General features: G+C 55.7%; 17 protein-coding genes and 1 pseudogene. 7 read left to right on the forward strand and 11 right to left on the reverse strand.

All coding sequences use genetic code 11. The annotated features are described in order from the left end of the window. Positions 1-16: 16 nt before the first annotated feature. Positions 17-1,300, reverse strand: a complete 1,284-nt coding sequence (locus ACA074_RS18225; RefSeq protein ID WP_497677536.1) for a hypothetical protein — start codon at positions 1,298-1,300, stop codon at positions 17-19. 53 nt (positions 1,301-1,353) lie between these two features. Further along, positions 1,354-1,617, reverse strand: a pseudogene (locus ACA074_RS18230) (tyrosine-type recombinase/integrase); the annotation flags it as partial. A 147-nt stretch (positions 1,618-1,764) separates the two neighbouring features. On the opposite strand from ACA074_RS18230, the gene dusA reads away from it, so the two are divergent. Further along, entirely contained in the window at positions 1,765-2,760 is a 996-nt protein-coding gene (gene dusA / locus ACA074_RS18235) for a tRNA dihydrouridine(20/20a) synthase DusA (protein ID WP_497677537.1), read from the forward strand. A 75-nt stretch (positions 2,761-2,835) separates the two neighbouring features. Beyond that, a complete protein-coding gene (locus ACA074_RS18240; protein WP_401266248.1) occupies positions 2,836-3,216 on the forward strand; it encodes a DUF2388 domain-containing protein in 381 nt (126 codons plus the stop codon). Here ACA074_RS18240 and ACA074_RS18245 read toward each other — a convergent pair whose 3' ends face one another. After that, entirely contained in the window at positions 3,217-4,050 is an 834-nt protein-coding gene (locus ACA074_RS18245) for an undecaprenyl-diphosphate phosphatase (RefSeq protein WP_187677564.1), read from the reverse strand. 506 nt (positions 4,051-4,556) lie between these two features. Here ACA074_RS18245 and ACA074_RS18250 point away from each other — a divergent pair. The 3 genes from ACA074_RS18250 (at position 4,557) to ACA074_RS18260 (ending at position 8,011) form a co-directional block, all read left to right on the forward strand. Beyond that, positions 4,557-5,297 (forward strand): winged helix-turn-helix domain-containing protein, encoded by a 741-nt coding sequence (locus ACA074_RS18250; protein WP_497677538.1) that lies wholly within the window; start codon positions 4,557-4,559, stop codon positions 5,295-5,297. 271 nt (positions 5,298-5,568) lie between these two features. Next, complete coding sequence (locus ACA074_RS18255; protein ID WP_187677562.1) at positions 5,569-6,228, forward strand: winged helix-turn-helix domain-containing protein; 660 nt, start codon at positions 5,569-5,571, stop codon at positions 6,226-6,228. A 388-nt stretch (positions 6,229-6,616) separates the two neighbouring features. Beyond that, entirely contained in the window at positions 6,617-8,011 is a 1,395-nt protein-coding gene (locus ACA074_RS18260) for an undecaprenyl-phosphate glucose phosphotransferase (RefSeq protein WP_187677561.1), read from the forward strand. A gap of 334 nt (positions 8,012-8,345) precedes the next feature. On the opposite strand, the gene ACA074_RS18265 is transcribed toward ACA074_RS18260, so the two are convergent. The 6 genes from ACA074_RS18265 to galE form a co-directional block, all read right to left on the reverse strand. Beyond that, positions 8,346-10,424: a YjbH domain-containing protein gene (locus ACA074_RS18265; protein ID WP_187677560.1), complete on the reverse strand. Its 2,079-nt coding sequence runs from the start codon at positions 10,422-10,424 to the stop codon at positions 8,346-8,348. Continuing rightward, positions 10,421-11,182 (reverse strand): capsule biosynthesis GfcC family protein, encoded by a 762-nt coding sequence (locus ACA074_RS18270; RefSeq protein ID WP_401266238.1) that lies wholly within the window; start codon positions 11,180-11,182, stop codon positions 10,421-10,423. Before ACA074_RS18270 ends, ACA074_RS18265 begins: the two co-directional genes overlap by 4 nt. Continuing rightward, positions 11,179-11,844 (reverse strand): YjbF family lipoprotein, encoded by a 666-nt coding sequence (locus ACA074_RS18275; RefSeq protein WP_497677539.1) that lies wholly within the window; start codon positions 11,842-11,844, stop codon positions 11,179-11,181. The genes ACA074_RS18270 and ACA074_RS18275 overlap by 4 nt, the downstream gene beginning before the upstream one ends. 11 nt (positions 11,845-11,855) lie before the next feature. Next, positions 11,856-12,971, reverse strand: a complete 1,116-nt coding sequence (locus ACA074_RS18280; protein WP_187677557.1) for a polysaccharide biosynthesis/export family protein — start codon at positions 12,969-12,971, stop codon at positions 11,856-11,858. Positions 12,972-13,059: 88 nt separating this feature from the next. After that, positions 13,060-13,296, reverse strand: a complete 237-nt coding sequence (locus ACA074_RS18285; protein WP_016775457.1) for a hypothetical protein — start codon at positions 13,294-13,296, stop codon at positions 13,060-13,062. Between the two features lie 231 nt (positions 13,297-13,527). Further along, positions 13,528-14,544: a UDP-glucose 4-epimerase GalE gene (gene galE / locus ACA074_RS18290; protein ID WP_497677540.1), complete on the reverse strand. Its 1,017-nt coding sequence runs from the start codon at positions 14,542-14,544 to the stop codon at positions 13,528-13,530. A gap of 391 nt (positions 14,545-14,935) precedes the next feature. Here galE and galU point away from each other — a divergent pair, with 391 nt between their 5' ends. Continuing rightward, a complete protein-coding gene (gene galU, locus ACA074_RS18295) occupies positions 14,936-15,769 on the forward strand; it encodes a UTP--glucose-1-phosphate uridylyltransferase GalU (protein ID WP_187677555.1) in 834 nt (277 codons plus the stop codon). Positions 15,770-15,816: 47 nt separating this feature from the next. Next, positions 15,817-16,221 carry a phosphohexomutase domain-containing protein gene (locus ACA074_RS18300; protein ID WP_187677554.1) on the forward strand — a complete coding sequence of 135 codons (405 nt, stop codon included), beginning with the start codon at positions 15,817-15,819 and terminating at the stop codon, positions 16,219-16,221. A gap of 41 nt (positions 16,222-16,262) precedes the next feature. Here ACA074_RS18300 and ACA074_RS18305 read toward each other — a convergent pair whose 3' ends face one another. Together ACA074_RS18305 and ACA074_RS18310 are read right to left on the reverse strand one after the other, a co-directional pair. Then, a complete protein-coding gene (locus ACA074_RS18305; RefSeq protein ID WP_497677541.1) occupies positions 16,263-17,399 on the reverse strand; it encodes an SGNH/GDSL hydrolase family protein in 1,137 nt (378 codons plus the stop codon). Between the two features lie 117 nt (positions 17,400-17,516). Continuing rightward, positions 17,517-18,554, reverse strand: coding sequence for an acyltransferase family protein (locus ACA074_RS18310; protein ID WP_497677542.1), 1,038 nt, complete (start codon positions 18,552-18,554; stop codon positions 17,517-17,519). Positions 18,555-18,558 lie beyond the last annotated feature (4 nt).

Raw genomic sequence — 18,558 nt, forward strand, 5'->3', positions numbered from 1 at the left:
ACTCATTCCGAAAAAATTAATTATGCAAAATAGTCAACAACCGTGAATACCCACCCACTACACCTCCAGCAGAATATAGCTCTTTATCAACTTTTAGTCTTCGCCCTTTAATTACCAGGTCTACATGATTTTTCTCTAAAAGTGCTAACACCTCATCTGAAACATCGGTAAACACGACTCTCAAAAGGCTACCAGCAGTCTCTAAAAATGAGCATTCAGCCTTTTCTACATCACACGAATCATTGACGTTCAACTTTAGTTTTAATATGCGAACCACGCCTTCATCGCCCTCTAGATAATAGGCCAGATTTGAAGAGCGTGAAGCTTCGCCAACCTCAACCATGCTTGAGCTCGCAAACCATTCTTCGACGCCGAACAGTGGTTTATACTGACCTACAACTAATCCAAAGCCATGCAAATACCTACGAGCTTCGTTAACAGGCCAACCATCCTGACTTGAGACTGGCAACGGATTTAACTCTCGTTTGTGACGAAACTTGAGGGAAATTATTGAAGACTTTACCTCTGCTTGCGTAGTAAGCGGGCACAAGTGAAGCTCACTAGCCCATGTGCGCATAAGGCTAGTGTTCATTCTGAAGCGAAGAATCATTTGCCATTTAGCATACCTTGCGAGCTGTCCGTCCATGGTAAGCCTCAGACGGACGAAGACGGTTTCATAAACGATGTAGATGCTGTAAACATACACGAATGGAAGAAACAGCAATGTCAAAATAACCGGACCTATGAAATCTTTGAAATTTTTCGCCGTTGCGAAAGATCCAAAATCGTCAAAAATCTTGTAAACCGAATAACTTAGTAGCACCAATCCAGAACCTACAAGCACTCCAAACAGAAATCTACTCGCGGGCTCATTCTTTTTATCCAACTGTGATACCGCACTCAGCGCACTCAAAAAAGCCAAGACAGGTACCAGCAACATCTCTATCCAGAAATCAAACGTATACAGCCCCGTAATAAAAACAACAATTGCTGTAACCTTAACAGAGTCACTTGTCACCCTACCAAAAAAAGACTTATCGTCACTAATCTTAGTCAACTCGAACAACGAAATAAAGCTAAATGCTATGCCCCACACCAAGACAGTTTTAAAGTTTTCATAGCCCCACAACCCAACTTTATATAGACATATTACACACAGCGATATCCAAAGAGCAGAAAGAACTAAAAAGACGATAATTTTACGATTAATAAACGCTTTCAACAAAGGAAGATATGAACCACGCACGCCCTTGTACTTATAACCACAAACCATAAAAAAACCTACAACCCAGATCAGCATGGCCATCTCTCTACTATTCACATCCACACTTACACCCCCTGTTTATTTTGTATTTACTTGTTTAAGTGTATCCCGATATGTAGAAAACAATTCCAGGATTTGTATTTAGCACCATGCCCCCGCAGATGAGTGTAGCGCCTCAACGAGTTCCAATCCCTGCGCCCTAACACACTCGACACTCTGGGGATATCCCAGTCCATCTCAAACAGCCGGCTCATACCTTCATGCCGCAGGTCATGAAAATGCAAATCCTCTATTCCCAGCAGCGGGCATGTCCGTGTAAAAAAGGCAGACACCGACTTAGCGTTGCAAGGAAAATGCGGACAGATTTATTTACAGCTGTACCACGCTCTTCGCTTGCATGTGTAAAAGCCCTCCCTCCACTTATAGACTTCCCCAACGCTCCCCTCCTTGATCCTGATAAACTCCCCCACCTCCCAGCCCCACCCAATCCAGAACCGCCAATGTCCCCTATCACCGCCACACCCGCCCCACTCTCCCGCCGCTTCTCCGTCGCCCCAATGATGGATTGGACTGACCGCCATTGCCGTTTCTTCCTACGCCTCCTGTCGAAGAATGCTCTGCTCTACACCGAAATGGTCACCACCGGCGCGCTGCTCAACGGCGATCACGAACGTTTCCTCCGTCACAACGAAGCCGAGCACCCTCTCGCCTTGCAGCTAGGCGGTAGCGTTCCGCTGGATCTGGCCGCCTGCGCGCGTATGGCTCAGGAGCACGGTTACGACGAGGTGAACCTTAACGTCGGCTGCCCAAGCGATCGAGTGCAGAACAACATGATCGGCGCGTGCCTGATGGGTCACCCGCAGTTGGTAGCGGATTGTGTGAAGGCGATGCGCGATGCGGTGTCGATTCCGGTGACGGTGAAGCATCGGATCGGGATTAATGGGCGGGACAGTTACGAGCAGTTGTGTGATTTCGTCGGGACGGTGCGGGATGCGGGGTGTACCAGTTTTACGGTGCATGCGCGGATTGCGATTCTGGAGGGGTTGTCGCCGAAGGAGAATCGCGACATTCCGCCGTTGCGTTATGACGTTGCTGCGCAGCTGAAGGCGGATTTTCCGGAGTTGGAGATTGTGCTGAACGGCGGGATCAAGACGATGGAGGCCTGCCATGAGCATTTGCAGACTTTTGACGGTGTGATGCTGGGGCGTGAGGCTTATCACAATCCGTATCTGCTGGCGGAGGTGGATCAGCAGTTGTTCGGCAGTTCGGCGCCGGTGATCAGTCGGGCCGAGGCGTTGGCGCAGTTGCGGCCTTATATTGCCGAGCATTTGCTGGCCGGTGGGTCGATGCATCACATCACGCGGCATGTGCTGGGCCTGGGCACCGGGTTTCCGGGGGCGCGTAAATTCCGCCAGTTGTTGTCGGTGGATATTCACAAGGCCAAGGATCCGCTGGCGTTGCTGGATCAGGCGGCGGAGTTGTTGGCGGGGCGTTGATCGATGCGTTGGATGTGCGGGCAACGAATGAGCGTTGCCCGGAGTGTTGTTGTACTGACAGGACGTCTTCAGGTTATGCCCGCGTTTAGCCGTGTTTTATTCAAGCGATTCACCCTCCTCGCTTTACTCTCGACTCTTTATGCCAACGCCTACGCATCCTGCGATTTTGCGAAGGGCTGCGGTGATGGAGAAGATGGCCCTTTTCAATCTACGCAGATGTCTGGCTTTCTGGTTTTCACCGGGACGCTGGTTTCGTTTGATGGGACGTCGAACGTTTCCGGACTGAATAAACGTGTTTATTCGGTAGAAGAAATCGAAGCAGCGCGCTATTACCTCGCCAGCGACGGCATGCTGCAAGCCGCGTATTTCACCTCGGCCTTGCAGCGCTTCCGCCAGGAATCCCCCGACAGCGAGTTAAACGACCTCGCCGTCGCCGCGTTGATCAGCAGTCAGTAATCAGCCTGCCGCCGCTGCTGTCCAGTTGACCCAGCCAAACTGCCACGTTGCCAGAATCAGCAAGCCAAACGCGATCCGATACCAGGCGAACGCGGCGTAGCTGTGGTTGGCGATGAACTTGAGCAGGCCGCGCACGGCGATCATGGCGAAGATGAACGCCGTAACGAAACCAAGTGCAAAGACTGGCAGGTCGCTTTGTTCAAACAGGTCTCGGTATTTGTAGCCTGAGTACACGGCGGCGCCGACCATGGTCGGCATGGCGAGGAAGAACGAGAACTCGGTAGCGGCTTTGCGCGAGAGGCCGAACAGCAGGCCACCGATGATGGTCGAGCCGGAGCGCGAAGTGCCCGGAATCATCGCCAGGCATTGTACGAAACCGATCTTCAACGCGTCAGACCAGCGCATGTCGTCGACATGATCGACGCTCACTACGTGGCTGCGCTGTTCCGCCCACAACATCACGATGCCACCGACGACCAGAGCGACGGCCACGGTGATCGGGTTGAACAGGTATTCATGGATCGCATCAGCGAACAGCACGCCCAAAACCACGGCCGGAAGAAAGGCGATCAACAGGTTGAGGGTGAAGCGTTGTGCGTTGCGTTCGGTGGGCAGGCCTTTGACGATTTCGAAGATTTTCGGCCGGAACTCCCAGACCACGGCAAGAATGGCGCCGAGCTGAATAATGATGTTGAACGCCATGGCGCGTTCACCGCCGAATTCCAGCAAGTCGGCGACGATAATCTGGTGGCCCGTACTTGAGATGGGCAGGAACTCGGTCAGGCCTTCTACCGCGCCTAAAATCAACACCTGGAAAAAAGTCCAGAAATCCATTAATCCTCCGTCAGAGCGCTCATCGCGAGCGGCCCGTTAAACTGCACTCAGGAATTGAGTATCTGAAATGAAACAATCGGTATATCGACACCCGTTGCCTGACTAGGCGACGCAGAATATGTCTTATCAAAAGACACACTCAAGCCATGTTAGTAATCGTCCGCCTACGAACTACTCGGGAAATATTTAGGCCTTTATATAGAAAAAAGTTGCGTGCCCAATAAAGTGTGATCAATATCACATTCTCTTGGATGGCCAGACAGTGGCCAAAGGACATAAACAAAGCTGTCGCATTGAGTTCAAAATAGTGGCACAATTCCATATTGCCACCATCTAACGACTAGTTCACACTCCCGAAAAAATCAACTAAAAGCCTGAAAAGCTTAATTATTGTTAGAAAACTCGGGAGCCACGTCTAAAAACTGGTCGAATGTTACCAATTGTCAGTCACAGATGAGAACCGGTGCTTTAACATCCCGATGTCAGCACCTAATTCGAGTCAATGCATGATGCTCTCAGGGAACTTGGCGACTAGAAGTCCGCGCCCGACAAACGACGAACCCGGTGTTCTTACTCTGGGCCGTACCCGTGGCGTGGCCGAACATTTTAGAGCGCTACTCGCCAAGCACGTCCGCACCGACATGGCGCTTGATGCCAATTCGTACACTAGCTCATATAAGCAGAATGAACTCTCTGGTTCATATCGAGCCATCTTCATTGTCATCGACAGCCCGCAAGCCCTTGAAGACAATCTTGCGCTGGTGGAGAACCTGCGCACCGATAACTTGAAGCCCATCATTTGTGCGGTCATCACTGGTCGCGGCGCCTTCAACAAGATCAAGTATTTTCTTGCCGGGGCGGACTTCTGTATCAAGCTCAATACCCTTTCCGACGAAGGTGCCGAGTTGCTTGCCGAGTTCTTCAACAGTGAAGAATGGCAAAGAGATATCAATCTGACGCTCGACCCTACTCGTATCTGTCTGATGAGCACCAGCAAGAAGCTGGATATCTCTTTCGCTGAAATGAAGATCCTGGAAGCGTTTGCGCAAACCGGCAACCACATCCTCAGCCATGATGAAATTGCCAACATCATGGGGCTCAATACCAATTTCTACGACCCAAGGGCGCTGGAGAAATCAATCAGCCGCTTGCGTGGAAAAATCAAGGACATGTATGGTACAAACGCGATTCAGAGTATCCGCGGCTATGGCTATCGCCTGATGCGCGGCCTGATATCGACTGCCTGACTCAAGGGCAGCCACCCTTTTGCATGCTTACGAAGGATCGTCTGATGCAGCCATATAGCTCTAGTTGTACTTCACGCCTACTAATAACAAAGCGATTGAATGAGCGCGCCAACATAACAATAAACTTAACAACATAGCAGCAGAACGAGTGGAACTTATCGAGGGCCATTTTCGGGCCCAGACCCTGCCTGTCGATTACTTCCGAGGAAGTCATTGCTCGCCTGCCGATTTACCTTTTAGCCAATTTTGGTACGCAGTTAAGGAGAGAGACATGGAAACTAGTACAACCCTCCCCAGAAAATATTTTGTCGTCGTGACTCACAGTACAACGTCGCAGCGTGAGCTTGAGAGCATTCTGTCCAGCGAACGATTCAATTCGTTTGGTACGTCTCAGGCGCAAATGTTTATTGAAGGTGCTACTTCGCCCTCTTCCGCCCCCGTGCTGATGGAGTTCACTTACCCAGGCAGCACCCGTAAAAATGTCGCTCGCACAATTGAACATGACACCCAGCGCATATTGGCCACGCTTGAGTCTGAATGGCTGGCCGCTCAATCGGCGAATCCATTTCACAGTACTCCGGCAATAACCGCTGAAGCCGGCAACCCGCCTCCCGCTCTCGACAGTGCTGCTCCTTACACTGAGACCTGGCACCTCGACAATGATCAAGGCGCATTGATCAAAGAAGACGTAGAGATCAGTCTCACCGGGCTCGAAACTGCACTGGTCAGAAAAATGCTGCACCACGAAGAGCGAGTTGTCAGCCGCGATGAACTGATCCTCAGTATCGGCCGAGAGCCGGAGCAATATCGTGGGCTGGAGATGTGCCTGAGTCGCCTGCAAGACAAATTCAAAAGCGCCAGTAAGGGTGAGCGACTGTTCCGCGCTGTAAGAAACCGCGGCTACTGCCTCATTCAAGAAATCGTGGCTTAAAGACAGCGATATCTGCGAACACATCAAACAGAAAACAGTGCGACTACAAAAACAACAAGAGCACTCTGTTTGGCTTCACCTCCCTTGATGAATAAAATCCCTGCCTCCACCCCTCAAACAGTAACAAATACCCCTTCGATTATTCACCCCCTTCTCTGCGACCTTTTCTAACACCCTTATATTTAATTATTAAAAAGTTGGCATTGTGCCATCTTGTTAGAACTCGTCAGACACCATTCCCGGCAATAACTTAGTCTATTGACTGACGACAGTTCGGCATATCGGCGTTGTTACCTCAGGACACTCGTTAAAACAAAAATAATAACTCTGACTAACAACTCGGCTTTCAACTGTTGAAACCTGAATGGACGTCTTTTGGGGATATCGTATGGATCTTTCTCTCAGTATCAATCGAAGCACGGGCCTCAAGGGACTGACCTTTTGGGGCCAATGGGCGCTGGCACAGGGATTTATCGTTGCTCTGTTGTTTGTACTGGCCGAGCAACACACCGGTACGGTCGCGTTCTACTACCGAATGTGCGCAACGCTGGCGGTACTGGCTTCGGTGCCGGCTTATACGTTCAGTGGTGTGTATCGCAAACGCGATAACTATCTGACTGGGTTGGGTCGCCTGTTTATGGGCTGGTCCATGACCATGGCGGCGCTGGCGTGCATCGCGTTTATCTGCAAGGCCGATGAGCTGTTTTCCCGACAGGTGATTCTCAGCTGGGCGGTGTATGGCTTCCTCGGACAGGCGCTGTTGTATGCACCGTTGCATGCGTTTTCGAAGTTCTATCAGCGTTCACGCAAAAGCGAGCACAAGACCCTGATCGTTGGTACGGGTGAGCTGGCGCTGGGTCTGGCGAAGAAGCTGAGCCAGATCGAGAACCTGCCACTGGTAGGTTTGATCAGTAACGGTACCGTGCCTGCGCTGGAGTCGGATGCCCCGCGCATCGTCGGTGCTCAGGAACAGTTGCTTGAGCTGATCAAGGCCCACGACATCCGCCGGTTGTACATCACCCTGCCGCTGTCGGAAGCGGCGAAAATCGAAGCGATGTATGTCGATTTGCTCGGTGCCAACGTCGATGTGGTGTGGGTGCCGGACTTGAACAGCCTGACGCTGCTCAATCACTCGGTTAAAGTCGTGGACGGCCTGCCGGCGATCTACCTGAATGAAAGCCCGCTGACCAGTCGCCCGACCGCTGCCCTGAGCAAAAGCCTGGTGGAGAAAGCCGTGGCACTGCTGGCGATCATTGTGTTGAGTCCGGTGTTGGCGATCATTGCCCTGGCGGTGAAGATCAACTCGCCGGGCCCGGTGTTCTTCAAGCAGGATCGCCACGGCTGGAACGGCAAGGTGATTCAGGTCTGGAAGTTCCGCTCGATGCGTGTGCACGATGACAAAGACGTCAAACAGGCCAGCCGCAACGACTCGCGCATCACCCCCGTTGGCCGCTTCATCCGCCGCACTTCGCTGGATGAGTTGCCGCAACTGTTCAACGTGCTGCAAGGGCACATGGCATTGGTTGGCCCACGTCCGCATGCTGTCGCGCACAACCATTTCTACTCGGGGAAAATCCTCGCTTACATGGCGCGTCACCGGATTAAACCGGGCATTACCGGGCTGGCTCAAATCAGTGGCTGCCGTGGTGAGACGGACACCCTCGACAAGATGCAGAAACGTGTCGAGATTGACCTGCAGTACATCAACAGCTGGTCGCTGTGGCTGGACTTGAAGATCCTGGTGAAGACACCGTTTACGTTGCTGTCGAAGGATATTTACTGAGGTTCAGCATTACGCAAGGCAACACCGCAAGGGGACGAAAGTCCCCTTTTTTGTGCCCGGGATTTGGGGCCGCCAAAGATCCCTGTGGGAGTGAGCATGCCCGCGATAGCGGTGAGTCAGTCAATGATGATTTCGAATGTGCCGACGCTATCGCGAGCAGGCTCGCTCCTACAGGGGATCGCGTGTTGGCCAGGATCCGGGGTTCGTCACATGACCCATGTAGGAGCTGCGGCACGCTGCGATCTTTTGATCTTCAAGGATCAGGATCAAAAAATCGCAGCGTGCCGCAGCGCCTACAGGGATAGCGTCGGCTTGAACGTCGATCGATCAGCCGTTACTCGGTGATTTTCTCGAAGTTGCGATAGAACATGTCGTCATCGCGGCTATCGGTCATCGAGTGCAGTTGGTAACCGCGATTGAGCCGCGCACCACCGTCACGGGTCAGTGGCGCCCACACTAGGTTGGCGCGGCGCATGGTCGACATGCTCATCATCTCGTCGAACGGGATCGACAGATAGAGACCTTTGTCGAAGCTACCTTCCCCGTACTCGGCACTGCTGGCTGTGGTGATGGTGGCCCAGGCGCCGAAGCGCACGCCGTTGGAGAACTCGCGGGAGATGTCCAGCGTGCCGCCCCAGTCACCGGCCAGATACCGGCCGACGCTAATGGCCGCGAGCGTGTCGTAAGGCAAATCCGTGTAGCCAGTGATGTGCCCGGTGACCACAGAGTAATCACGCAGACCAAAGCCCTGATCAAACTCACGCTGACGCACGTAATTCAGATCCGCGCCCACCGACCAGCGCTCACCGGTCGGACGAAACAGCACCTCGCCCCCTACCCCGGCAAACATCGACTCCAGATAACCGCCATAAACCATGCCATACCAGTCTTTATCCAGTTGCTCGGTATGGCTGAGCTGGAACATCGGCATGGTCACCTCGGATTCGGTCAGGTACTGACGCAAATCCGTACGCACGCGCGGCAAGCCGCTGGGTGCATCGTAGGTGAACTTGTCGAAGTTGTTGATCAGGTTGGCGCTGAGCAATCCGCTCCACCAGGTGTTGCGGTTGAAGCGATATTCGGCGTCCGCGTCGGCACTCAATTGATAGAGAAAGCCATCCGGGCCGCCGACGTTCTGTTTGAAGCCCAGGCCGACGCCATAACTGAAATGCTGCGGCGCTTCGGTGTAGAGGGTTTTCTCGTTGTGCGGCATCGCCGGATTGATCTCGGTGGTGCGGTGCAGCGACAGCAGCGGTTCCTCGTTGTTGATCACTTCGCGGAAGGTCTGGCGCGGCACGCTGGTTTCTTCCAGTGGCAAGTCGTAGCGCTTGTTGACCATGGTGAACCAGTTAATGTCGTCGTTGACGCTGTTATCCAGAATCCGGCTCGCACGGCCGACAGCTTTGGACGAATGGAAGTAACGCTGCTGCTCGCCATACACGATCAACTCGGAATCGCGCTGGGTGATGCGCTCGACCTTGTACCCGGCGTTCTGCTGCAAACGCTGGGAGACGTTGGCCCAGTCGACCTGCTCCATCGACGTGGTCGGCATCTTCGCCGGCAACGGTTCGGGGGTTGGGTCGTAGGTCTTGGCGGGTGCCTTGCGGGTGGCGAAATTGGTGTGGAACGTGATGCCGAACATCGCCGTATTGCCGCGCTCCCACGCTGCGCTGACATCGACGGAGTCCGCCACTTTGAACACCGCGCCGAAGTTGATCGGCGAGTCCTGGTTGATGATGTTGTCCTTCGGCTCGTGCTTGTAGTCGTTGCCTTCGTATTCGAGTTTCAGGCTGAGCCGATCCCAGGGCGTCTGGTAACTCACGCCACCGAAAAACGAAGGCTTGCCGCGAAAGTACGAACCCGAGTTGACGTCACCGGTGCCTTCGAGGGCGGGCCGGGTATCGAAGCGATCGCTGGCATAGCCCAACGGGTTGTCGATGTCGCCGCGATTGCCCAGATAACCCCAGGCAATGCCGGCGCTGAAATCAAAATTGTCGAAGCGCTTGTTGGCGACAAAGAACTCACTGGAGAACAAACCCGTACCACCGATATCTCGGAAGCCCAGGGCTACATCGGGCAGCCAGTGGCTCTCCTGCCACAGCCGGACTTTGGCGTCGACCGCCTTATCCTTATAGCTTTGACTGCCGCTGAGGGCCTCGGAGCCGTACGGCCGGTTGGTGATCGCGGTGTAACGAAAGGAACCTTCGAGCCAGTCCAGCGGCTGCAGCGATACGCTGTAGCGACTGTAAGGCTCGGTGCGGTTGGCGTTGACGCTCAGTTCGCCGGCCGGGGCCATGCGTGCGGTCGGCGTCTGCAACAGGCCGGTGCCACCGAAGTCATTTTGAGTGATGCGCGGCTCGGCATACGCCAGACCACACGGCAATAACAACACAGCTGCAAAACGTAAATTCAACGAACCACCTCGGCCAGCTGCGTGGCAATCAATTCGGCCAACTGCTGATTCAGCTCAGGGACAGGCGGATCAAGATCATCATTTTTTACCGGCACCAGAATCTTGCTGCCGGCCACGGGGAAGTGCCCGCTCTCGCGATTCCAGTGCGCGATGCCGACGCGCCGGACCACGCCATTGGGCTGGATCAGCCACAGGTAATCGGCCTCGGCATCGTCCAGCGGCGTGCAGCCTTCAAGGTATTCACGCGCTTCAAGCAGCGGCTGATAAGGCAAGTGGCAGGTCTCGGCGACAGCACCGAGCACTTCGACCTCATCGACGCGTTTGGGGTAGATCAGGCGATCGCCATCGTCGAGACGAATGTTGCGCGCGAAACCGACTTCCACCGCGACCGGATCGAGATCGGCAACCTGCCGCCCCGTCACCTGCATCTGCCGAACTTGCTCGGTCAAACGCAGTGCCAGCGCTGCACGGCTCGGTTTGTCGAAGAGCAACGCCATGCGCTGCAACACGTCCAGATCAAACAGCACGCCAGCCTTGAGCCGCGCCTGTTCTTCCAGCAATGACTGCCGCAACAAAACACCCGCCAGCCAATAACCTTCGGCATTCGGTACAGCCTCGTTGATCACGTCGAGCAGGCGCCCGCCCGCCGGTAGCTTGACCGGCCCGGGGTTGGCGACGTCACCGCTGACGGTGACTGCGGCCTGGCTGACGCTGGTGAGCAACAGCAAACACGCCGATAGCGTTCTGAAGCGCTTCACGGGACATGCCTGCGCGCGGGCGTCAGTTGCACGATCTTCACGCGCAACTGCGACGTCAGCTGTTGCTCGCTCTGCACAATGAAACCGTCGACGGGATCGACCCAATATCGATTGGTCGCACTCAGGCCAATGGCCGGTGCGTCAATCTGCTCATCGACACGCAGCACGCGGTAGTCCTTGTTGAGAATGGTCAGGGTGTCCATGGACTTGCGGGAGAAGCGACTGTTGACGATCACCCCGACTTCCTGGCCCTTGTAGAGATCGATCCAGCGCCGGGTGGTGTAACCATCGGCGACTTGATGCAGGCCTTGCTTGAACGGTGAGTTATCCGCCAGACGCGTGCCGTCCAGATCACCTTCCAGTCCCAGACCAATGCTGCGCACGGCGAGGCCATTACGCAGCAGCAACACTTGTTTGCCGGAGGCGACCCAGAACTGCAGGTCTTCACGCTCGCGCACCAGCGCCAACACCCCGGAGCCGGACGGCGTGGTCAGTTTGATTTGCGGATAGGTGACCTCGGCCACCTGGGCCGCGGTCACGTCCACCTCGTCCGGCCCGATCACCGCCGACTTGAGGTTGTTCAACGAAGCGCTCATCAGCGGGTTGCAGCCACACAACAACAGGGCCGCACTCAGGCAGACGCCAACTTTCAACGTGTTCACAGTCGGCGGCCTTATTTGCTGTTGTTACTGTATTCGCTCCAGTTCTTCGCAGCGGAAGCCCCGGTCCCGACAATCGACGCCGACGGCACCAATTGGCTGATGAAGCGGTTCCAGCGAGTCACGTTGGCAGGCCCGACGTAGACCACGTCCTGGGGACGGACTTCGAAGTGCGTGGCGAGGGCCATGGCGGTCGGCGATTCGGCGTTCAACTGGTAGATCTTCGCCGGCTCGACGTCGAGGTTTTCCACGCCACGGATGACGTACACCGCGTTGCCGTTGGAGGTGGTCTGGCTCAAGCCGCCGACCGAGCCGAGCACATCCGAGAGGTTCATGGTGGCGGTCTTGAAGCTCAATGCGCGCGGCTGGTTGACCTCGCCCATGACGTAAATGCGCTTGTTGTCGTTGTACGGCAGATACAACTGGTCGCCCCCCTTGAGGTAGACACCCTGCAACTCGGAATCCTGCTGATTGAGCGAGTCGAGATTCAGCGGATAAACCCGGCCGTTGCGCGTCAGCGTCAGGCCCGACAAGTCAGCATTGTTGGTATCGATACCGGCGGAACCGAGGGCTTCGACCACGCTCAGCGGATTGGTCGAAATCGCTTGCGGGCCGCCCTTGGCCACCGCGCCGGTGACCACGACTTTCTGACTGGCGAAACGCAGCACCGCGACATCCACCTGCGGTTCGGCGATGAACGCCGACAGCCGTTGTTCGATGTCGGCGCGCAATTGCTGGATGGTCCGGCCGGCGGCCTGGACTTCCTTGATGAACGGGTAATACAGCGTGCCGTCGGAGCGCACCAGTCGGCCGTTGGCATCGATCTGTTGTTGCGCGCCGGACGGGGCTGTCAGCTCAGGGTGATCCCAGACCGTGATGTACAAGACATCGTTGTTACCGATGCGGTACTCGGCCGGGGTCGCCAACAGCTCCGCCGGCAGCGACTCACGCTTGTGCGTGGCGCGGGTGGTGGAAATCAGCTTGGGGGTGATCGGGATCAGCTCGACCCGGCTGCTTTCACTGGCCCCTTGGCGGGTGATGTCACTGGTACTCAGGTATTGGCCCGGGGAAAACATGCAACCTTGTAAAGCGAAACTTGCCAACATCAAAAGAGAAAAACTACGAGTCATAATGGCACTACGCTATTCAAGGGCGAATCTAAAAAGAAGTCACCCGACTTGCGTCGGGCGACCCTGTACTGCACTAACAAAACTTCTGTTAGTTATGCGTGCCGGTTGTACCGGTGGTACCTGTGGTGCCGGTGGTACCGCCGTTGGCACTGCCACCGCTGTTGGACGCCGCTACTGCACTGGCAACCATTGCAGTACTGGCTGCAGGCGCTTGAGAAGCCGCCACACTGCCACCTACATTGGTCACCGCCGTCAGCGGTGCTTCAGCTGCGGCAGCCCAGTTGCTCAACATCGTCAACAGGGCAACTGCCATCACTTTTTTCATATCAACTCCTTTCTAACATTCAACCTGTTAAAAACCGATTGGTGTTAGAGGTGGTAGAGTTCAAGTCCGCGAAAAATGCGAACAAGATCCGTTGTTCTTTCACAGTCTTACCCAACTGATAAAAGTCGAACGGCAGGTTTATATCTACGGACTTGCAAAAGGCATTTCCAGCGTATTTTCCCGACGATATCTAACACCTGACCGAAACTAACATTTCGCATCAAAACGACATCAGCCGAGATAACCCTTGGGATGGTTCGATTGCCAGCGCCAAGTATCGGTGACCATGTCCTGCAAACTACGCGTGGCTTTCCAGCCCAACTCTTGCTCTGCTTTGGAAGCGTCAGCCCAACTCTCGGCGATATCCCCCGAACGACGCGGCATCATCCGATATGGCACCGGTTGCCCGCAGGCTTGCTCGAAGGCGCGCAGTACTTGCAATACGCTGTAGCCATCGCCGGTACCGAGGTTCCAGGTGTGAATGCCGGTGCGGTCAGTGATCGACTGCAAAGCCTTGAGGTGGCCGTCCGCCAGATCCACAACGTGGATGTAGTCACGCACGCCGGTGCCGTCGACGGTCGGGTAATCGTTGCCGAAGATCGACAGTTCTTGCAGGCTGCCCACCGCGACCTGGCTGATATAAGGCACCAGATTATTGGGGATGCCGTTCGGGTCTTCGCCCATCTGACCGCTGTGATGCGCGCCGATCGGGTTGAAGTACCGCAGCAAGGCGATGCTCCAGCGCGGCTCCGACTGGCTCAGGTCGCGCAGGACGTTTTCGACAATCAGTTTGGATTGGCCGTAGGGATTGGTCGGATTACCGGTCGGGAAATCCTCGCGGATCGGCATTTGCTCAGGCTCGCCATACACCGTCGCCGAGGAGCTGAACACCAGCCGGAACACCCCCGCCGCTGCCATCGCCTGACACAGCGTGATGCTGCCGCTGACGTTGGTTTCGTAGTACGCCAGCGGCTTGCGCACACTCTCGCCGACGGCTTTGAGCCCGGCGAAATGCAGCACCGCTCCAATGGCATGCTCCTGGAAAATCCGGTCGAGCAGCGTCCGGTCGCAGACATCACCGCGAATCATCAGCGCACTCTTGCCACAGATGGCTTCCACCGCATGCAATGCCGCGTCGCTGCTGTTGCAGAGATTATCCAGCACGACAACTTCATAACCTGCTTCAAGCAAAGCAAGTGTGGTGTGCGAGCCGATATAGCCGGCGCCACCGGTTACCAGAATCTTCATAGCGCGGGTCCGTAATTGGATAAGTGCCAAGTAGCGTGTCAAGCCTCTTGTTGTGGAGATGTGTCGCAATCCACACAAACAAGGCGACAACAACCGAAAACAAAACTAGTTCAATGACTGGCAATATTTATTTTTGCAGGTCACACTGTATTGCCCGGTACTTATTAGCACTGCAAGTGCACTCATCACTATCAACAGATGCCGACTAAAAATAACTAATAACGCTCTAACCGACATCGCATAACATTGTCGTGTTTTAGCGCCTCCGCTATTTGCCATTAACAACCTGACTCAGGTATTAAAGCATTCGTTCAATAACTATTGAAACTTGCACTCCTTCGTTAGTGCATGCACCCGTTGGCTGTGTTCCATGACTGTCCAGGATACTTTTATGATTCGTAAATGTTTGTTCCCCGCTGCCGGCTACGGCACGCGTTTCTTGCCGGCCACCAAAGCAATGCCGAAAGAGATGCTGCCGATCGTCAACAAACCGTTGATCGAGTACGCCGTTGAAGAAGCTCGGGACGCCGGCCTGCAACACATGGCAATCGTCACAGGCCGGGGCAAGCGTGCGCTGGAAGACCATTTCGACATCAGCTATGAACTGGAACACCAGATTCGCGGCACCGAGAAAGAGAAGTTTCTCGCCGGCACCCGTGAGCTGATCGACACCTGCACGTTCTCCTACACCCGTCAGGTAGAAATGAAAGGCTTGGGCCACGCCATTCTCAGCGGTCGCCCATTGATCGGCGACGAACCCTTCGCCGTAGTTCTGGCCGACGACCTGTGCCTGAACCTGGAAGGCGACGGCGTCCTCGCGCAGATGATCCAGCTGTACAAGAAATTCCGCTGCTCGATCGTCGCCATCCAGGAAGTCCCGGCTGATCAAACGCACAAGTACGGTGTGATCGCTGGCGAGCTGATTTCCGACGGCATCTACCGGGTCAACAACATGGTGGAAAAACCGGCGCCACAGGACGCCCCGTCGAACCTGGCGATCATCGGCCGCTACATCCTGACCCCGGACATTTTCGACCTGATCGCCGATACCCAGCCGGGCAAGGGTGGCGAGATCCAGATCACCGACGCGCTGATGAAACAGGCGCAGAACGGTTGCGTGCTGGCCTACAAGTTCAAGGGCCTGCGCTTCGACTGCGGCGATGCCGAGGGTTATCTGCAAGCGACCAACTTCTGCTACGAAAACGTGTACCTCAAGGGCCGCTGAGACGGCCCAGACACTCGACGCCCACTCTTCACTTCAGGCAGGTCACCATGAACATTGCACAACATTCCGTAGAGATTGAACGCGAGGTGGGCAACCTCGGGGTGGTGAGTTGGCTGTCACGCCACCAGCCGTTGCCCAGCGCCAACGAGTCCTGGCTGGGCACCATCCTGTTGGTGGAGCGCATTGGCATGTTTCCTTCGTCCGGCGATATTCGCCGGACGATGGCCGATCCCTATCCCCTCCTCGCCCATCTGAAAAAGCTTTACGGCGAACAGGCGCTGGAAATCGACGACCGCGATGGTCTGAAAGTGATTTTCAGCGACTGGCGCTTTCGCGTGCGCATTTGCTGTAACGACCCGGCGATCATCATCAACGTGGAAACCCGTTGTGATACGCGCCTGATGCCGCAGAAGCTCACGGAATTGCTCGATCAGGTCGAGGCCTTCGAATAGTTGACGCGGCCTGATCGTTCCCACGCTCTGCGTGGGAACGATCAACGGGTAGGTGTTTCGCTGCAATTGCCTGTGTGGCCACCCACGATCCAGCCATAGAAATAATCGGCAATCACCTTTCCACCCGTGGCCGGCACCGGATGAATCTTGTCCGGACCAATCATCGCGGCAGCATAGCGTTTGACGTCGGGGCCAAAGGCGCATTGCAGGTTGGCGTAACCCAGATGCTGCTCGTGTGCCCAGGGTTGCAGAACCTGTGCATACGCCGACATCGGATACGCACTGGAGCGCGTAGTGTCCTGCCGCATGATCAGGTTGATGCTCGCCTTCGGCTGGATCTCGCGGATCATCCCCACCAGCCCCTGAACGTTCTGCAGATACGCCTCGGGCTTCACCCCGAAACCCTGATCGTTGCCACCGAGCATGATCAGGTAAACGTCGGCGGGAATCTTCGACACGGCGGCTTTCCACTGCGTCTGCCAGTGCGGATCCTTGTGATAAAAGTCAGCAGATGCCGCGCCGGACGCCGCGAGTTTCGACACCCGCACACCGTTCTGATCATTGCTCATCCACACGCCGAACAGCGTTGGTGCGCCTTTCACCACTTCCAGTTTGAACGCCCAATCCGCCGCTGTCGGCGTGCCCGACAATGGCACTTCCTGAACGCCGGAACCGGCCAGCGTCAACGGCTTCCAGTCCTCCGATGGCGTCCAGCGATAGCGCAGTTCACTGGACTCGCCATTGCCCAGAAAGAGCAATTTCGCCTGAGTGACCGCCGTGCTGATCCTGGGTGTCGGGTTGGCATCGATCTGCAACCAGGCGCCGGGACGCCCCGTCACCGTGCGGCTGTCGGGGCTGGCCTGGCCGAGGCTGGACACATCCCAGCCACCACCAAAGTACTTTTCGCTGCTGCGGGTGTATTTGAAATGGGTGCCGCCAAGTGCCGCGCCATGGTTGAAGCCGACGTAACCGGGGCCGGCAAAACCCACCTCGCCGGCCACACGCTGCACCAGTTTGTTCAGATAGAAATCCTGCCCGGCGCTGTAGCTGTCGCCGATCACCGAGACCGCCAGCACCTTGCCGGCCTTGCCTTCTCGCCACTGGGCAAAGCGCTCGCGCGCATCGCCCACCTCAACCATCGCGGCTGCAACTGGCCGGGTGTCATCAACTACCAACATGCAAAATTTCCATTAGTCCGTAGTGGCCCCTTCGCGAGCAGGCTCGCTCCCACAGTGATCGTGAGCAGACACAGATCCAGTGTGGGAGCGAGCCTGCTCGCGAAGCTTTTAGCATTCTCATGCCTGCACCACCGGAGTGATGGTCGCCGGCGGTTTTTTACTCGCCGCACGCTCACCCAAAAACAGCACGGACGTAAAGTTGAACCGACTGAAAATCATCGACAACACCACCGGCCCGAGCAAACCGCACGCCACACCACCGAACACCAGCAGGCTCTCATCCTTCACGCCCAGGCGCCCCAGTACAAACCGCGAGGTGGCCGCGAACAAGACATGGAACAGGAAAATCGCGTAGGAATAACCGCCCAGCCAGGTCAGCCACTTCGAGCGCATGTCACTGGACAGCAGCGCGAAGCAAGACACGCAGCCCACGGTCAGACCGATCAGACTGCGGCGATCAACGATCAACTCGCGATCCACCGCCGCCACATACAACAGCGTCAGCGAGATCAACACAAACACCAACGGGCCGATCACCTTGAACGTCTGCTTCAACTTGCTGACGTTTTCCTGGCCAATCATCCCCGCCACAAAAAACGGCAGCAGGTAGATCGCACCGTTGATGCCGAACGCGTCGAACTTGAACGGCGGCAGCAGAAATACCACGGCGGCAAAGGCAAACAGCAGATACAAGCGGGTCGCCGAACGCAACAGGCCACGCCACTCCAACAGGCCGACGAACATGAAAATGATGAACACCGCCTGCAAGAACCAGAAGTGATTGATCGGCACCCAGAACGACAACAACGCGTCCATCACACCGACATCCTTGTTCACCCCCGGCCCCACCGCTTGCAACACGGAGAACGGCACGCCCACGCAAAACAGCGGCACGATCAACCGCCGCACCTTGCCGGAAAAGAACGTCGAAAAGTCATTACCGCGGATTTTGTAGATGGAATAGATGTAGCCGGAAATGAAGGTGAACAGCGGCATGCGCACGTACACCATCGAGTCGGCGAGCACCCGGAACGGCGAGCCCAGATCAATCTTCAAACCACCGCCCAACGGGCCGATGACGTGATAGAGCACCAGCAGCAGGCACGCCAGGCCACGCAGGGTTTCGATCTCCAGGGACTTTTTCTTGCTCGACATAAAG

The organism is Pseudomonas sp. LBUM1655, from assembly GCF_059716085.1.

Excerpts from the sequence above, each read along its gene's own strand:
- ACA074_RS18310 (WP_497677542.1), bottom strand. The coding sequence starts at position 18,554 with ATGTCGAGCAAGAAAAAGTCCCTGGAGATCGAAACCCTGCGTGGCCTG.
- galE (WP_497677540.1), bottom strand. The coding sequence starts at position 14,544 with ATGAAGATTCTGGTAACCGGTGGCGCCGGCTATATCGGCTCGCACACC.
- dusA (WP_497677537.1), top strand. The coding sequence starts at position 1,765 with ATGTCCCCTATCACCGCCACACCCGCCCCACTCTCCCGCCGCTTCTCC.
- ACA074_RS18245 (WP_187677564.1), bottom strand. The coding sequence starts at position 4,050 with ATGGATTTCTGGACTTTTTTCCAGGTGTTGATTTTAGGCGCGGTAGAA.
- ACA074_RS18260 (WP_187677561.1), top strand. The coding sequence starts at position 6,617 with ATGGATCTTTCTCTCAGTATCAATCGAAGCACGGGCCTCAAGGGACTG.
- ACA074_RS18305 (WP_497677541.1), bottom strand. The coding sequence starts at position 17,399 with ATGTTGGTAGTTGATGACACCCGGCCAGTTGCAGCCGCGATGGTTGAG.
- ACA074_RS18225 (WP_497677536.1), bottom strand. The coding sequence starts at position 1,300 with ATGCTGATCTGGGTTGTAGGTTTTTTTATGGTTTGTGGTTATAAGTAC.
- ACA074_RS18240 (WP_401266248.1), top strand. The coding sequence starts at position 2,836 with ATGCCCGCGTTTAGCCGTGTTTTATTCAAGCGATTCACCCTCCTCGCT.
- ACA074_RS18285 (WP_016775457.1), bottom strand. The coding sequence starts at position 13,296 with ATGAAAAAAGTGATGGCAGTTGCCCTGTTGACGATGTTGAGCAACTGG.
- ACA074_RS18280 (WP_187677557.1), bottom strand. The coding sequence starts at position 12,971 with ATGACTCGTAGTTTTTCTCTTTTGATGTTGGCAAGTTTCGCTTTACAA.
- galU (WP_187677555.1), top strand. The coding sequence starts at position 14,936 with ATGATTCGTAAATGTTTGTTCCCCGCTGCCGGCTACGGCACGCGTTTC.
- ACA074_RS18250 (WP_497677538.1), top strand. The coding sequence starts at position 4,557 with ATGATGCTCTCAGGGAACTTGGCGACTAGAAGTCCGCGCCCGACAAAC.
- ACA074_RS18255 (WP_187677562.1), top strand. The coding sequence starts at position 5,569 with ATGGAAACTAGTACAACCCTCCCCAGAAAATATTTTGTCGTCGTGACT.
- ACA074_RS18300 (WP_187677554.1), top strand. The coding sequence starts at position 15,817 with ATGAACATTGCACAACATTCCGTAGAGATTGAACGCGAGGTGGGCAAC.